Origin of the sequence: Agarivorans sp. JK6, assembly GCF_045277145.1 — a bacterium.
Taxonomy (GTDB): Bacteria; Pseudomonadota; Gammaproteobacteria; order Enterobacterales; family Celerinatantimonadaceae; genus Agarivorans; species Agarivorans albus.
The window spans coordinates 2,504,402-2,521,506 of sequence record NZ_CP113525.1 but is presented as its reverse complement, the minus strand read 5'-3'; the positions used below and the strand labels follow the sequence as shown (position 1 = coordinate 2,521,506).

11 protein-coding genes are annotated in these 17,105 nt (G+C 44.6%); 5 read left to right on the top strand and 6 right to left on the bottom strand.

Annotated features, from left to right (window positions below; genetic code table 11):
* Nucleotides 1–33 precede the first annotated feature (33 nt).
* Nucleotides 34–399 carry a DUF2200 domain-containing protein gene (locus OV592_RS11740; RefSeq protein ID WP_406608703.1) on the top strand — a complete coding sequence of 122 codons (366 nt, stop codon included), beginning with the start codon at nucleotides 34–36 and terminating at the stop codon, nucleotides 397–399.
* Between the two features lie 106 nt (nucleotides 400–505).
* Here OV592_RS11740 and OV592_RS11735 read toward each other — a convergent pair whose 3' ends face one another.
* Nucleotides 506–3,613 carry an efflux RND transporter permease subunit gene (locus OV592_RS11735; protein ID WP_406608702.1) on the bottom strand — a complete coding sequence of 1,036 codons (3,108 nt, stop codon included), beginning with the start codon at nucleotides 3,611–3,613 and terminating at the stop codon, nucleotides 506–508.
* Nucleotides 3,613–4,710, bottom strand: coding sequence for an efflux RND transporter periplasmic adaptor subunit (locus OV592_RS11730; RefSeq protein ID WP_406608701.1), 1,098 nt, complete (start codon nucleotides 4,708–4,710; stop codon nucleotides 3,613–3,615). The genes OV592_RS11735 and OV592_RS11730 overlap by 1 nt, the downstream gene beginning before the upstream one ends.
* Nucleotides 4,711–4,928: 218 nt before the next feature.
* Here OV592_RS11730 and OV592_RS11725 point away from each other — a divergent pair, with 218 nt between their 5' ends.
* From OV592_RS11725 to OV592_RS11715, 3 genes are all read left to right on the top strand, one after another.
* Entirely contained in the window at nucleotides 4,929–5,267 is a 339-nt protein-coding gene (locus OV592_RS11725) for a thioredoxin family protein (protein WP_406608700.1), read from the top strand.
* Nucleotides 5,268–5,405: 138 nt separating this feature from the next.
* Complete coding sequence (locus OV592_RS11720) at nucleotides 5,406–5,894, top strand: YcxB family protein (RefSeq protein ID WP_406608699.1); 489 nt, start codon at nucleotides 5,406–5,408, stop codon at nucleotides 5,892–5,894.
* A 146-nt stretch (nucleotides 5,895–6,040) separates the two neighbouring features.
* Nucleotides 6,041–6,424: a VOC family protein gene (locus OV592_RS11715; RefSeq protein ID WP_406608698.1), complete on the top strand. Its 384-nt coding sequence runs from the start codon at nucleotides 6,041–6,043 to the stop codon at nucleotides 6,422–6,424.
* 64 nt (nucleotides 6,425–6,488) lie between these two features.
* Here the strand turns inward: OV592_RS11715 and OV592_RS11710 are convergent, their stop codons facing one another.
* Nucleotides 6,489–7,625, bottom strand: coding sequence for a C45 family autoproteolytic acyltransferase/hydolase (locus tag OV592_RS11710; RefSeq protein ID WP_406608697.1), 1,137 nt, complete (start codon nucleotides 7,623–7,625; stop codon nucleotides 6,489–6,491).
* Between the two features lie 137 nt (nucleotides 7,626–7,762).
* Nucleotides 7,763–8,968, bottom strand: a complete 1,206-nt coding sequence (locus OV592_RS11705; RefSeq protein ID WP_406608696.1) for an MFS transporter — start codon at nucleotides 8,966–8,968, stop codon at nucleotides 7,763–7,765.
* Nucleotides 8,969–9,155: 187 nt separating this feature from the next.
* Between OV592_RS11705 and OV592_RS11700 the strand changes: the two genes are divergently transcribed.
* Complete coding sequence (locus tag OV592_RS11700; RefSeq protein ID WP_221077012.1) at nucleotides 9,156–9,476, top strand: DUF1330 domain-containing protein; 321 nt, start codon at nucleotides 9,156–9,158, stop codon at nucleotides 9,474–9,476.
* Nucleotides 9,477–9,530: 54 nt separating this feature from the next.
* Here the strand turns inward: OV592_RS11700 and OV592_RS11695 are convergent, their stop codons facing one another.
* On the bottom strand, nucleotides 9,531–12,638 hold the full coding sequence (locus OV592_RS11695; RefSeq protein ID WP_406608695.1) for an RICIN domain-containing protein: 3,108 nt from the start codon (nucleotides 12,636–12,638) through the stop codon (nucleotides 9,531–9,533).
* Nucleotides 12,639–12,790: 152 nt separating this feature from the next.
* Complete coding sequence (locus tag OV592_RS11690; protein ID WP_406608694.1) at nucleotides 12,791–16,828, bottom strand: carbohydrate-binding protein; 4,038 nt, start codon at nucleotides 16,826–16,828, stop codon at nucleotides 12,791–12,793.
* Nucleotides 16,829–17,105: the final 277 nt, after the last annotated feature.

Genomic DNA, 17,105 nt, shown 5'->3' with positions numbered 1-17,105 from the left:
TTCGTTACTTTGGGCAAAATTTCGAGGTTAAAAATGAAATCTACACAAGAGCAAGACGAGCAAATAGCCAACATGGTCTTTTCAAAAATTTATCCTCTCTACCTTACTAAAGTTGAGAAGAAAGCGCGTACAAGTAACGAACTTAATCAGGTTATATGCTGGCTTACTGGCTATAGCGAGGCTGTTCTTCAAAAGCATATTAATGGCTCTGCCACATTCAAAGAGTTCTTCGCTGACGCCACTATTAACCCAAATGCAAAGTTAATAACCGGCAAGATTTGTGGTTATAAAGTGGAAGAAATTGAAAACCCTATTACTCAACAAGTTCGCTACCTTGATAAGTTAGTTGATGAACTTGCAAAAGGGCATGAATTGAAAAAGATCTTTAGAGGCGCTTAGGCAAAACAGATAACAAGCTAAACATGCTTTTAAAGAAGCCGAAAGCGAGGTGACTAAAAGGCCAAAGCAACTTTGCTTTGGCCTTTTAGGTTCTTGGATCTAGGTTTTAGGCCTTAGTGGCTTGTTTGTCGGCAGTGATCTGCTGATTAAGTTGCTCGCCAACATGGCCTGGAGAGTGGGTTGAGCGCGCTAATAGCTGATACATTGCTGGTATCACCAGTAAGCTTACTATCGAGGCAAAGGCCATTCCGAACAATACCACTGTACCTACTGATATTCGGCTTTCTGCTCCCGCGCCAGTAGAGACAATTAAGGGGATTGCTCCGGCTACCGTGGTAAAGGCTGTCATGGTAATTGGACGTAAGCGTCTTGAGGCTGCTTGCACAATCGCTTGGTTAAACTCAATACCACGGTCGCGAAGTTGGTTGGCGTACTCAACAATGAGAATGCCATTTTTGGTTACCATGCCAATGAGCATGATCATGGCTATCTGGCTGTAAATATTGAGGCTTTCGCCCATTAAGTACATACCTGCTAGGCCACCAAATATTCCCATAGGTACGGTAAGCATCACCACCATTGGGTTGATAAAGCTTTCAAATTGGGCGGCAAGCACTAAATAGGCAACTAATATGGCTAAGCAGAAAATAATAAAGGTACTACTTTGATTTTCTTTGTAGTCTTTAGATTCTCCGCTGTAGGCAATAGATATGTCGCTAGGCAGCTGCTCAATGGCGAACTGTTCTAGGTAGTCTAGAGCTTCGCCCAGAGTGTGGCCCTGATTAAGCGTACCCGAAACAGTCACCGCTCGCTGTTTGTCTAAGCGGCTTAGTCGGCTGGCAGAGGCTATTTCTTCTAGTTGGGTTACGCTATCTAGGGTTACTAAACTACCGTTTGCTGCGCGTAGGTAAATTTTGCTCAAATCGCTGGCGCTGTTAAAGCCTTCTTCGCCTCCACGTAGGTAAACGTCGTACTCTTCGCCTCGGTCTACAAAGGTTGTTTCGCTACGGCCTCCTAACATTACCTCTAATGTGTCGGAAATGTCGCTCACACTTACGCCTAACTCGGCGGCGCGTTGGCGGTCAATTTTTACAATAAGCTCTGGGGTTTTTTCAGAATAGTTAATATCTACCGTACTAATCGCAGGATGTGCTTCGGCGGCTTGCATAACTACTTGGCCCCAATGGTTTAGCTCTTCAAAGCTTGAACCCGCCAATACAAACTGAATAGGATCGTTTGATTTTCCTCTAAAGCCTGGCTGCATGGGTCGAATAGAAATGTCGGCGATGTTAGACAGTGTTTTACGCAGCAGGTTAACCACGTCGCCAGCGTTTTGTTCGCGTTCTGCCCAGTCTTCTAATTGAACAATGATAAAGGCGGTGTTGTCGCCGGCGCGGCCACCAAAGGCTGGGGTTTGCATGTTAAATGACTTAATCACGCCATTGCCAACCAAGGGCATAATTTGCTGCTCTACTTGGTCCATGTTGGTGGTCATGCGGTCGTAGCTGGTACCTTCGGCACCCTTGATCATGATGAATACCACACCTCTGTCTTCAACCGGCGCAAGTTGCGAGGGGATAGCTTGCATAAACGCAACACTGCCAAGCACACACAATACAATGGCGGTAGGTCCAGCTGTGCGAGTCGCGATAATTTTGTTTAGCAGAGTTTGATAAGCAGGGATCAATTTTGCGAATGCTGCATCCATCATTTTGCTTATACGGCTAGGTTTAGCATTGTGACGCAACAGTTTACTGCTGAGCACCGGGGTAAGTGTTAGTGCAATAAACGAGGAGAAAATAACGGCTACAGATAGCAATACCGAAAACTCGGTAAACATCTTACCTACCATGCCGTCCATGTAAGCGATGGGCAAAAACACCATGACCAAAACCAGAGTGGTTGCAATAACGGCAAAACCAACTTCACGGGTACCGCGATAAGCTGCTAACAGGGGCGGGGTGCCTTGTTCGATGTGGTGGTAAATATTTTCTACTACCACAATTGCATCATCCACCACTAAACCAATAGCAAGAATAAGCGCCATTAAAGTGATTAGGTTGATGGAAAAGCCGAAGCTTTGTGCGGCGATAAAGGTGGCAATTAGCGATACCGGTACGGTAATCGCCGGAATAATCGTTACTCGTGCTTGGCCTAGGAAAATATATAGCACTAACACAACTAAGCCACCGGTGATCATTAAGGTTTGGTAAACCTCGTCGATGGCTTGGTCGATGAACACCGTGGCATCGTAATCTACTTTTAGCTCGGTGCCTTCGGGTACGAAACGTTGTAAACGCTCAACCTCGTTTGCAACCATGGTGGCTACATTAAGTGGGTTAGCATCTAATTGCGTAACAATGCCTAGGCTTAGGTTTAAGATGCCATCACTTTTAAAGGTTGAGTTTTCGTTCTCGGCACCAACAAATACGCTGGCCACATCTTTTAGATAAACGTGAGTGCCGTCTTCACTGGTTCGAATTCGCAGGTAGTCAAAATCTTCAGGCTCGGCATAGAGTCGTTCGGTGCGTACCGACATTACCGTGGTATCGTTTCTTATTTCTCCGCCGGGTAACTCGAGGTTTTCACTTTTTAATGCAGTAACAATGTCGCTAGGAGTAACTTGTCGGCCGGCCATTAATGTGGGGTCGAGTTTTACATACATTACTTTGTATAATGCACCGGTAAGTTCTACCGAGCTTACTCCGCTAATAAGGTTAAAGCGATCGACCAATACGCGCTCTGCGTAGTCGGTTAGCTCGGTTCTATCCATCTTATTGGAGTTTAGGTTGATATAGATAGAAGCTTCGCCGCTTCCGTTATCTTTAGACACAACTGGATCAGTAATATCATCGGGCAAACTACGCTTCGCTCGCTCTACAGCGTCACGCACATCGCTCACACCCTCGGTTAACGGCCAACCCAGTAAAAAGGTTACGGTTACCCGCGACATGCCATTTCGGGACACGGAATCAATTTGATCAATACCACTAATGCCCGATAATTGGTCTTCAATTACCGAGGTTATTTGGCTGTCGATTATGGTGGCAGACACGCCCTCGTAGCGGGTGCTAATGGTAACCACTGGGTTTTCTACATCTGGCATTTCTCGCACAGCCAATTGGCTAAACGAGGCAATACCAAAAACACAAAGCAACAAGCTTAATACAATGGCAACAACAGGGCGTTTTACCGAAATGTCAGACAGCAGCATTAAATTGGCTCCTGAGTAGCTTTTTCATCGGCGAGTTGTTTCGATTTAGCGACTTTGGTTTCAACTTGTTTAATCCGAGCGCCGTCGCGAATATTCACCAGGCCTTGTACTACGATGTTGTCGTTTAATGCTAAACCCTGGTCGATTAGTACGTAGTTATTAATACGTGCACCTAGCTGAACTTCGGTGCGATGAGCAATATTATTTTCTCCAACCACGTATACAAACCGTTTAGTGCCAGAATATTCAATAGCCTGCACCGGGATCATTGCTTGAGTGGCTGCAGGCAGGGTGAGCTTAGCGCGCATCATCATGCCCGGTTTTAATTGTTTACTGGTGTTGTCGAAGTTAACTCGCACAGTGAGGTTAAGGGTATTGCTGTCGACTCGTGGGTCTATGGCGTCGATGGTGCCTTCAAAGATCTGCTGCGGCCATGCGGGGGTTGTGGCTTGTATAGGCATTCCTTTGGATAATAGAGACAAATATTGGTCGGGCACATTTAGGTCGAGTTGCAGGCTTGATAGGTTGTCTAAGCTGAGTAGCGATTGATTTGCGTTAATCAGTTCACCGTTACTGATGTTGATTAAACCAGTAACCCCAGTAAAAGGCGCGGTAAGGGTGTGATCATCAAACTCTGATTGCGCTGACTGTAATCGCGCTTTGGCAATCGTTACGCTGGCGAGTTGTGCATCAAAACTGGTTTGCGAAACAGCCTTACGTTTTAACAGTTGTTCAAATTCATACAGTTTGCGCTGTTCGTCGGCCAAGTAGGCTCTTGCTTCTGCCAATGCTGCACTGGCTTTTAAATCGTTTAGCTTAACTAATACGTCGCCAGCTTGAACTCGTTGATTAGAGCGCACATTGATTTGATTAATCTTGCCGCTGACTTCTGCAGCAATAGCCACCGACTGTTCGGCATCTAGGGTGCCAATTAAGCTCAGATTTTGAGCTAGGCTATGTTGTTGCACTTGCTCTGTTGTTACCAAAGTGGGGGCAAGGCTCCGCGCTGGGTTGCCATTTGAAGACTGCTGATTGATCACTATTAGAGCGATCATGCAAATAATGAGAACTGGCGGTAAAACATAACGTAAGTACATGGGAGTCCATCGAGCTTAAAAATGAATAGCTATTTTACGTTGTTTAGGTTTCTGTTTAGGTAAACTAATGTAAAGATATGCAAAGGTTTGCCTTTCTATGTGCTGTGTAATGAACGCGGCTTATCTATTTATGCTTTAGTGTTGATGTAATGTAGATTTTTACGTGGCCATGTGAGCTTTAACCAGTGAGCAAGCTTAGGCGATTTGGAGGAACAACGATGAAAGCAAGCAAGATGGGTTTTAACCCAGAGTACCAAGAAGAAGCGCCTAGCAGCGAGGATTTAGCAGCATTAAGTGGATATGCAGTATTAGAGTTTGGTGCGCCTTGGTGTGGCCATTGTAAAGCTTGTGCCAGTGCGGTTGAGTCGGTGTTATCTTCTAAAAATTTACCACACATCAAAGTGTTTGACGGCAAAGGTAAGCGCTTAGGGCGAGCATTTCAGGTTAAGCTTTGGCCAACTTTAATATTGCTTAAATCGGGTAAGGAAGTGGCACGAGTTGTAAGGCCGGTTGCTGTCAGCGATGTACAAGCGCTATTCGCAGCACTAGAAAACTAAGCTTTTACTACAGCTTTACAGTTAACTTAAGTAAAATGCTCAAGCTATTTTTTTAGCCAGGCTATTTTGATAAGCCAACACCCGATAGGCCAATAGTCGCCTTGGTGTTATTCCTCCTCCCAATTATTAAGTGTTGTTATGCAAGCTTTTAAAACGCAGTTTACGCTGTCTCGCCAATACCTCGCCGAATGTTTTGATCAAACATCGCCCTTTGAAAAGAAGTCCGCTATAAAGAAGTGGTTTCCTGCCTTGCTGCTATTAGTAGGCTTAGCACTGTTGATGTTTACCGAACAACCCAAAGTAGCGGGTAGCATGCTAATTGGTTTGGCGGTATTAGAGTTAATTCATATTCGCTTTAAACGCGCGTGGTGGCTAACCAGACAAATGTGGGGGCGCAGCGCTAATAGTGAGATAAAACTTAGCATTAACAATGAAGGCATAGAGACACAAAATCCATACACAAAAACCAGCCAAGCTTGGGACAATGTAGAGACGGTAATTGAAACAGAGCTTGGCATTATTCTGGTGGCTAAAACAGGCGGTCGACAGTATTTGTCGAAGTCTTTGTTTCCAGAAGAGCTGGTGGCAGAAATAATTGTTAAGTTTAAAGCGGTTGAAGAAAACTAGTTGTTTGTGCAAGGTAGTTAGTTTTAGTTGAGTGATTTAGTAGCGGTTTGCGAATAATAGAGAGTAAACAGCAAGATCATTCTATATCTTGGTTGCTTGAATTTTTAAGCTGATTGCAGTTTGTTTTATAAACTAAAGGGCAAAGTATGTTTAGCCACGTAATGATTGGTACTAACGATTTAGCACGTTCAAAAGCATTTTATGACCAGATTATGCAAGTGCTTGGGTATAACGAAGGTGTGATGGATGCTAAAGGCCGCTGTATGTATGCCACTGCATCGGGAGTGTTGGGCTTAACTAAGCCAATTAATGGCGAAGACGCCACTAATGGTAATGGGATGACAGTGGGGTTTTTAGCTAGCAACCCAGAGATGGTGGATACGTGGCACGCGGTGGGGCTTGCTAATGGTGGAACTGCAATCGAAGAGCCACCAGGCATAAGAGGTACAGCGCCACGAAAACTTTATATGGCTTATTTGCGTGACCCCGATGGCAATAAGATATGCGCAACCCATTTTATGCTCGATTAGCGTTATGCACTTAACGAAATAAAAACCAGCGACTTTGGCCGCTTTTTTTTTTGTTTAGGCTTGGTTAAAAACACACTTTAGTGTATTCGCTAAATAGCGGGTTATCGCCCGACACGTAAGCACAGCCTTGCTTAGTATCAAAAATCATTGATTCAACGGTGACAAAGTCTTTGTCGTAAAGGGTAATGTTGATTGGCTTTTGCTTAAGAATGTATTTCATCCCTTGCACCGTTTTTTCTTTACTAAAGTCTACGAAGTTTTGTGCTGCTTGTTCGCGAGCAAAGCTATCGACAAAAGTTTGGTTTGCCTCTGTCATGCTCATGGTTTCAAGCATTGTTTGTTTCATTTTTGCATTGTGGTTAGCGTGGCCAATGCCACCGTCTCCACGTACTAGAACAGTAGCATCTACCGACATTTCTATAGCACCATGGTCGCCAGAATCATCAGCAACGGTAAAGTTCATGGCTACCGGTGTGGTGTAATGCTTAAGTTTGTTAAAGGCATCTTCAACACTGGTTGATGAAGTAATCGCTGCAAACACAGCATCTATGGTTACAATATTTTTGGTGTTTATATCTGCAGTGGTGCCGCTAGGCTCGCCCATAATATTTAGCACCACGCCAACGTGTTTCCCCATTCCTTGAAAATGACTCCCGTCGGTGGGTATAAAGATAGTATCGTCGGTCTTGATCACACGGGTAGGGTAGTTAAGTAAGTGGTCGATCCCTAGGTCATTGTTTTGCGCAACAATGCCGGTATCTGCAAAGGCAAGTGTTGTGCAACCGCGCATTTTAGTGGCTGCGTCAGAAAGAGTTTGCTTAGTGTTGGCCTGCATAATCGACTTGTTTACTGACCAGTCCATTTGCAATGCTGCGGCATATAACTCGTGTACTTCTACTCCTCGAATTTCTGCTTGGCGCTCCATCATAGCGGCATATTTAGGGGCTATTGCTTGGTTGTTTGCTACTGCATTTTTAGCTAGCGTGAGTACTTCGGCATCCGGCGTTAGGCGGTCAAACTTAGCGAGAGTTTGTGCTAAGGCTTCTGCGCTTTGGCCGCTTAAGTCGATAAACTCTGCGCCGTTTTGGTGGGCTGCTCGTTGTGGTTGGTAATAATCTAACTTATCGCCAGCTTTCATGTCGGCTAAAGCATGCGTTGAGAGCAACGCGAGTGTAACAACAGTTAATATAGATTTTTTCATAGTTCGCACCAAGTGGTTAAGAATGTTTGGTGAGATCAGATTATCAACTGCTGTTTCTAAAGTTTGTAACGATAAAGTGCAGTATTCCAATATTTGGAAAGCCCATGAATTGAATATCTTGGAAAATTTAGCGTCGACTAGTTACGCTCATTTACCCGTAGTCGCTTACCTTTTGCCGCTAGCGCACAGAATACCGTACAAGCCACGCCAAACAGAGCAATGATTAACAGTGGTAAGCTCCAAGTCCCCGTTGAGGTATGGATAAAACCTATAAGTGAAGGACCGGTTGCCGCTAAAGCATAACCAAAGCTTTGCGACATGCCCGACAGCGCAGCAGCTTGTTGAGTATTTGTTGTTTTATGGCCAATAAAACTCAGCGCTACAATAAACGTAGCGCAGTTGCTTAGGCCAAATAATCCTACCCATAATATGGCTAAACCGGGCGCTAGTATCATCCCCAGCAAACTAAATACTACGCTAGATGCACACAGTGTTATTAGCAAAGTATGGTTTCTCAGCTTGGCCAAAATGGGCATAAGCACCAGGCCTGGCACCATGGTAGAAAACTGCAAAAATCCATATATATAACCAGCATCTAATTCGCTGTAGCCAACATCATTCAGTATTTTAGGAAGCCATCCAGCAAAGGCGTAAAAGGTAAAAGAGTTGATGCCAAGCGCTAAGGTAACAAACCAAGCTACCGGTAAACGCAGCAGTGAAGTGATGGACACAGACTCGCTATGTTGCTCTGCTTGGTGCTGCTGTCTCGATTTAGTTGAAAGTTTTGGTAGCCAGAATAGTAGGGCGGCTAAGGGAAAGATAAGGTTAAAGGCTAGCGCAAATTGCCAACCAAATAGCTGTTCTGGCGCTTGTTGCGACAGGGGCACCATCACACTTGCTGCCAAGGTTGAACCCACACCCATTACAAAAATGTACAGCGATGAAACCTCAGAAATGCGCTCTGGGAAGAACTTTTTAACTACTGCTGGCAATAGTACATTACCAAAAGCGATGCCTGCGCCCATTACTACAGTGCCCAAGTATAAAGGCGAAACTAAACCCATTGAGCGAACCGCGACACCAAGTGCCACGCAAAATAGCGAAATTACCAAGGCTTTTTCTAAGCCAAGGTTTTGCGCTAGTTTAGGCGCTAAAGATGAAAAAACCGCCAAGGATATTAACGGAAGCGCAGTCACAAACCCCGCCTGAGCAGCAGACAGTGAAAGGCTTTCCATAATTTGCTCTAGCACTGGGGCTAAGCTGGTAAACGGTGCTCTTAAATTAAGGGCCACTAAAAACACGCCTAACAGCGTGAGCAGTGTAACGGGTGATAAGCGAGGCATCTTGAATACTACTAAGATAAAACTAGATTTTACATCAAATTAGCAAATTTGTATTACATATTTGAGGCTTACTAAATAGTAAAGTTTTGTTGGCGCTTAAGCTTGGCGATTGCTAAAAGCTGGGTGTAGAGTAGATAACAGATTAATAGATTACATTGTTGGTTTTAGCTAAGCTTTGGAGAGGTGTATGTCTTACGAAATATTAGTGGGTTTGCAAGTAATAGATGATGCTAAGTACGCAGAGTATCGAGCTGCAATGAAGCCAATATTGGCTGATTATCAAGGGCACTTTGTTTATGACTTTAAAGTGTCGGAGGTGCTCAAGACCGAGCAGCTAGATTCGCTTGAACAAAGTAACATTAATCGCGTTTTCACCATTAACTTTAGTAGCGAAGAAAATAAGGACAGTTTTTTTGCCGACCCAAATTATCAGCTAGTTAAAGATCAGTATTTTGTTAGTTCTGTAGCAAGCACAACGATTATCTCTGCCTACCATAAAGCTGATTAGACTTATGTAAATGTATAAAGCTCGCAGCGTGTGCGAGCTTTATATTTTTAGCACCTACTTGAAAGTGAACTGTTGATTGTCGCCGTTGTAACATGCCCACTGTAATAGACGAGTTCCATTAGCGGTTGATTTGCCTTCTGCGTCTAGGCATTTATCACTTTTCCTTGCGATTAACTCAAAATTACCATTGTCTTTGGGGTTAATCTTCCAATGTTGATTCTGATTATTGGGCATGCACGTCCATTGATGAACAGTTGCGCCATCGGCCGTGGAGCCATTGTTTAAATCAACACACTTTTCGCTGCGTTGCGACTGAATTAGGTACCAACCATCATCTGCTGGAATAAATTTAAAGCGTTGATTTAGGTTGCCAGTATTACAATCCCATTGGTGATAGGTCGCGCCATTTGCAGTGTTGCCATTGGCAAGATCGAAACAGCGACCGCTGTGGGCGAGTTCGAGGTTGGTCCAACTAGCCGGAACTGCATTGCCGTTTTGCTTGGCATTTACCACGATGCGATGGTTAATAATGTCGTGAGCTTCACGCCATGTTTCACCTTCTGGAATTAGCATCGCTCTAAACTCGTAATCGCCGCTGGGCAGATCGCCTGGTACTTCAAACCCAAACCAGGTGTCTTGATTGCTGGCGGAATAAACCACTTTTTGCTGCTTGGCAACGGTTGTCCAGGTGGTGCGACTCACTAAATGTAGTTGTAAGTCTTGGGTGTTGGTAGCGGAGTAATTAACAGCAACTGAGACTTGCTGTCCGGCATCTATTGTAGAAGGCACGGTAATGGCACTTAGGCTGTTTTCGGTGTTAGCTTGCTGACTGGTTTTTACTAGATATACGTCGTAGGGCTCTAGCTCAAATTGTTGAGCATGCATTTTGCCGGTGATTAGGTCTTTTACTTGGTGGGATAAATCTAAATTGAGTTTACGTTTGTCTTTACTTACGTTAATGATGGATAAGGTGGTATCGCCACCTTCGTCGGTAAACTGCCTAACAAACACGCCATAAGCCGCTTGGTTTTGCATATCTGTAATTTGAAAGTCTACCTTACGTGGTGTGGCTAAAGATTTTACATTGCTTGCCAACTCGTCGGCCATATCAAATACACCGCCTAAAGTTATGTCGGCGTAAGAGGGCATTTGGGGCTGATTGCGTGGGTTACCATGTTGGTTTTTAACAAAGGAGTCTTGACGATTTACCAATATTTTCTTTGCTGCATGATCCTGCAATGCTTTGTAGGCCCAATAGCTTAGGTAGGGAGTAGGAGGGACAACTACCACCTTATCGCTGCTTAAGTTATTTAGCTTTGAAGCAGTAATAAACCCGACGTCTACATTCAGCATTTTTAACGCTTCATAGACTTTAGTGAGTTTATGAATGTAGCCGCTATCTTGAATGGCTGAATCTTCGGAATAAAAAATGCGGAAGGTGGTATCGTAATCGACTAAATGGCTGAAGCTTTCGGCGTGGGCATTTAGTTCTTTCATGGTACGGCCGTAGGCATCCATTACTAGAGGTTGCGTGGTTGGCTCTGAAACAAAAATCGAGTTTACGGTGCTAGGATCTCCGTTTTCTTTACGTCCCCACACCCAAGCTGTGTTCATTTTCATGCCGTGGGTATGGCCTAACCACAGGCCTGCTCGCACGTAGTTTGGGTCCATATCAAAGTGTTGCCATTCGGCAGATAAACCATGCCATTCGGAGTCGTAAAAGGGCTTGTTAGGCGCAATGCTACGGTAGAAATCTAAGCCTCTCGACTGTTCTACCCATTCGATGCTGTAACGTTCTCTAAATTCAAACTCTTTATTTCTAAAGTTGACTAAATCGCGAGGGCCCATACTAAAGTCAGACCCCATGACATCTTGTAACTTAGCTAATGCTTCAATGTCGATGCCGTGATCTCGCCACTCAGAGCTCATAATCCAACCCAACAATTTAATGGTTACTTTGGCTTGTGGATCGTGTTGTTGAACGTTGCGTTTTAAAAAACTAAACCATTCGGTAACACGTGCCATGTTGAATTTGCACCAGTCATACCAAATGGGTCCACCTTGTAACGATTTGGAAATAGGGATAGTTAAGCCATCTTTAGCTTGGGCAAAATTACTATACTGGGTGCCGTATGCTTGGTTTAAATCGGTAATATTGTTGTATTGCTGTTGTAACCAGTTTTGGTATTTTTGTTTAGTGGTATTTGATACCCCCTTGTCTGCATACCAACCGCCTTCGCGTGTTGCAAAATGTGGTTCGTTAGCGAGTAAGTGGATTCTTTCGCCTTCACCAGCATGTCCCTTAGTTGCAGGAATATAGTGCTGCATGAGTTGTTGGTACCAACTGCGAATACTGCTGTTGTCGATATCAAAGGGAACAAAATAGCGGCCGGTTTCAAAAGCTTCTGGTGCTGCTTCTTTCTGCCAAGCGCTCGTATTGTATCCAAGGAAAAATACCTTAGGATCCATGTATTTGGCATTTTGCGACTGTAAGCTTTCTACAGCACTGTTTACTGCCCAGTTATGTAAACCGCCACTTTCTTTAAGTTCTGATACTGGGTAATAGTCACCGCCAATTCTGCCAAAAGCATCGATGTAGTTGTTCTCGCTAGGTAACCAATTAAAGCTACTGGGATAAACAGCTTGGTTGTTAATGGTAAATTTATCGCCACTAAGCTTAACGGGGCCGCTGCTAAAGTCGGTAGGAGCTTGCAATACTAAACTGCCATTCATTTGAGCTTGCAGTTCTTGTACGGCACGCTCTGCAACGGTAATGCTGTCTTTTAGTTCTTCAAAGGGAATATTTTGCGAGTAGTTACTCGGTATATATTCGTTCCACCATATGGCATCTACTTTGGCTTGAATAATTTGCGGATTTTGTCGGTCAAACTCAGCGTATTTTAAAAACAGATCTACTACCGCCTTAGACACATTGGCATAGTCGGTGTTGTGGCCTTGCTGCTCTGCTTGGGCAATGGTTTGTATAAGCTGATTTCGAGCAGTTTGTGCTTGAGATTTTAAGTTTTGGTAGGTGGTGTTATCGGTGGCGTCACCCCATTGCCACGCGTGGGCTAATGGCATATTTAGGCTAAGTGCCAGCAAACTCGTATAACCCAGTTTTACGAGTGCAGAATTGCAGCTGTTTAGGCGTAAAGCGTTCATGAGATATCCTTATATTTTTATTGTAAGCGCTAATCTAATAAAGAGAAATAAGTACTTTGGCTGTGTAAATAACGATTTAAAAAAAGCGCCACTCAGGGGAAGTGGCGCTTTGCTTACGGTCTTGGTGCTAGGGCCAAGAACTTGCTAAGGCATTAGCGTTGTGGCGGGGCGGAGAAGTCCCAAACCACTATGCTGGCAACCGTTAGCTCACCGTTATGTTTGAAATCAACATCTACGGTGTTGTTGGTAGAGAGGTACTCTACCGGTACAGGAATTTCTAACGTTGCAAAGTAACGGTCAGAAGAGTACTTAGCTGGGCCGCGCCAATCGATAGGTGTAGTTACGTCGTTACCATTAACCGTTAGTGAGTTAATAGTAAGCAGTCCGCCTTCTTTATCATCTTGGTCTGGGAACAAGGCTACAGTTAAACGTAGCATTGCTTCAGCAGCGCCATTAGGTACTACAAGGTTGTTAACCTTAACGGTTTTAGCACCACCATTTACGCTTATGCGATGTGGTACCGAGCCGCCACTAACACTTTCGCCAAAGTATTTGTGTTCAGTTACTTTTTGGTTAACGGCAACGTTGTTGCTTAAGGTGTAGCGTAGAACTGCGGTTCCATCAGCTGCTAAGGTTAGGCTAGAAGGAAGCTGTTTCTTATGGCGGCGTTCAAGCTTGGTATGCTCTACACCGTCAAAGTACATTTGACGTAGTTCAACATTGCTAACATTTAGGCCAGTTAAACCTGCAACGTTTAGGTTAACGGTAGTGTCGTAATCTTCTAGGTTGTTGATGATTACAAACAACTCTTTTCCGTCTACATAAGCATTAACTTGAACATCAGGATCGCTTGAGTGAGCGTCAACACGTGTTCCATCTACGTCTGCCCAAAGTTCAAAGAACTTAATGTAAGAAGACCACTGCCAATCACCGTTGTTTAGCTCAGACTCCATCATCATTGAGTAGTGGTAAGGTGCAGTACAGTTAACTGTTGCATCGTAACCACAACCCGCAGGCTTGTAGCCCCACAATGGTTTAGCTGGTGTAAACGGCATAGACTTAATCACGTAGTCTGGACGTTGTAAGAACTGCATTAACATGCCGTTAAAGGCTTTTAAGTTCTCGATGTCGTAACGTTCTTCATGAGGAAGTTCGTCCCAAGCACCTTGTACAGCGCCGTACTCAGACATAACAATTGGTTTACGGTTTTCTAAACCACCAAGGTTAACGTCAGACCACTCCATCATGTCTAACATGGCTTGCACATGGCCGCCACGGCGAACCGTACCCGCTTGTCCATTTAGGTCTTTACTTGGCCAGTCGTAGATATGTACAGCGTAGAAGTCCATATCTGCGCCCGCTTCTTCCATAAAGCCACGCCACATAACATCCCACTGATACCAATCACTTTCGCGAGTATCGTCCACTGTGGTTTGCATTGCTTCGGTGAACATTGCACAGGCTTCTTCGTCTACCCAAGCACATAGGTAGTCGTCTTGGTGGCGAGAAATACCATCACGACGATAGAAGTCGTGTTGACCCCAGGTCATACCGCCAATCATCGGTGCTTCGTCACCCAGTGCTTGTCTAATTTCTTGAGCAACCAACGAGTGGTAACGCCAAATGTCTTCTTGGTTGGTAACCATGAACTGACCGGTTTTCATCAACATGTCTGGTTCGTTAATTACTTCCCAGAACTTAGGCATTGGCTCGCCAACGTTTCCGTTTTGAGAGTTAGCGTAGTAGTTGGCTAGGTAATGACCCATCCATTTTGCTGAGGTCTCAATAGTTTTTGGCTGCCAACCGGTAGACGTCATACCGTTGTCGTACCAGCTTAAGGTGGGGTAGGTAGGGTGCGGGTTAGTACCTGCAATTAACTCGGTTTTTTCTGGCGAGAAACGTTTGTAGAACTCGTTGTTAGCGTAATCTTCGCGCAGTACTTTACCGCGATTAACCATCCAGTCCATATCTGGCGTATTAGCTACATTTGGATCTTGAGCGGTTTCTTTGAAGCGCCAAGTTGCTGTTCCGTTGTCACGGCCCATGTATACGTCTAGCGTATTTAGGATGTAGTTCAAACGGTCACTGTGGCCATTCCAATCTTGCTCAAAGATAGTACTGTGCATTGTCATATGGCGGCTACGGCCAAAGTCAGATACACCGTTCACTTCATGCATGATATTGGCGTTTACACTTACTGATACAGTTTCGCCGTTGCTTAGTTGCGAACTTGAGCAACCTTCTGCGTTAGCAAACTCGTCGATAGGTGTATTGGGGCAAATATCCACACTGTCGGCTACGCCATCTTCGTCGGTATCACTGCCTGCAACGGGACAACCTGTTGGTGTTACATTTTGACCAAATGGCGTGTTTGGACATTGATCAATGGTGTTGGGTACTCCATCAAAATCATCGTCGTCACCGCCAGTGCTAGTACAGCCAATGTCATCTACAAAGGCGCCTGGTGGTGTGTTAGGGCATTGATCTATTCGATCATTGATGCCGTCTTCATCGCTATCTTTTTGTGATGGCGTACAACCGTTTGCATCTGCAACTTCGTCACTAGGGCTGCTAGCACAAAGGTCATCTACGTCGGGAACACCGTCATTATCTCCGTCGATAGCAAGGTCAACATTGCCTACACGGCTAAAGCTAATACTATCGATGTTAAACTGAAAGTCAGCTGAACCAGCGCCGTAAATACGGATAGTGTTAGTGCCACTAAAGATGTTGAATCTACCATTGCCTGGTTGGGTGTAGAACACGTCCCAGTCGCCGCCAACACTATTAACGGTTGTTACATTTTTAACTGCTAATTGGCCATTGTGATCAGTAAGCATTAGGCCCACCGCTGTATCACTTAAAGTGCCTGTGGCAACTCGGTAACTGGCGTCGTATAAACCACCGGTTTCAAGTTTGACGTAAAACTCTAAGTAATCGCCAGAGTTAAAGTAATTAACGGCTTTACCGTTATCGATATCATAAATACCTACTTCGCCACCTACTGCTTGGTAGTTTTCTGCTTCTAAGGTAAAGCTGCCTTCTACTTCAACAGGGTCGGTGCCATTGCCTGGTGGTATCACTACAGGCGGATCGGTTGGGTCTGTAGGATCGGTTGGGTCCGTGGGATCGGTTGGATCGGTTGGGTCCGTAGGATCGGTTGGATCGGTTGGGTCCGTAGGATCGGTTGGGTCTGTAGGGTCAGTTGGCTCCGTATAATCACCTTCACGTAATAAGGCGAAGCTGGCTAGGTTCCACTGCCAGTCATTGGTTCCTGAAGCATTTAAGCGCAATTGCACTGAACCACTAGGAATCGACAATAAATAACTTGGTTTGAGAGACTGGAAATTGTCCCAGCCACCTGCAGCTACCGAAGACTTACCTACAGACGCCCAACCGTTACCAGTATTTAGCAATACTTCAATTTCTACACCTGCATCAAGCGCCGTAGCAATTAAGTATTCAATGCTGTAATCACCAGACTCTGCAATGTTTAGGTCGTAATCTACGTAGTCACCCTTGTTAATGTAATTAATCGCATTTACACCATTAGCGGTATAAGTACTTACAGGAGAAGGTTGACCATCGGCAAAGGTACCACCACTACCAGTAAAGCTGGTGGCTTGGGTAATCAGTGCTGCTGGAGGCAACACCACTGGCGGTTCAGGATCTACCGGTTCATCGCCAACTTTTTGCAGCGTGAAATAGTCTAAGTTCCATTGCCAGTCATTGGCGCCAGAGGCAGCAATTCGAATATCCACCTGGCCACTAGGTAGCTCTACCGTATGAGTAGGGGCGAGTAATTGAAAATTGTCCCAGCCATCTGCTGGTACTGTCGTTCTTCCTTGAGAAACCCAAGCGGCACCACTTTTTACTAATACTTCAATTTCTGCACCGTTTGCTATATCGGTGCCAATTAAGTATTCGATGTTGTAGGTACCGGCTTCAGCGATATTTACCTGATAGTCTAGGTAGTCGCCTTTGTTTACAAAGTTTATTGCAGTCGCACCATTTACTGTATAGGTGCTTACTGCTGCAATTTGGCCGTCATCGAAGGTTCCGCCAATCATCACGAAATCTTCGGCCTCTACGCGTATTGCTTCGCCAGCTGCTGCTGAACATACACCTATGCTCAGTATTGAACTGACAGCAAAGCAGAGCGGAGCCATTTTCTTTGCCTTGATAGTCATAAAACTTCCTATGTTTATATCCTAGTTATTTATTTGCGTTTGTTACTTCTCGATTATCTAAACGCGATATGCTCAAAATTTGGTATACCAATTTTGCTTACCTTAATAAGTTGTTCTGTGCTTAAACGAATGAAGTGGTTTACTTGGTAGTACTTGATAGCACCCAAGTACTTAAGCTGTTGAGCTTAAATAATATGATTGCGCTATTTTTGATACTGACCACTTGTTGCCACTCCCTTGGTTAAGCGATTCAAGAAATACCGTCCTCCTTGTGGTT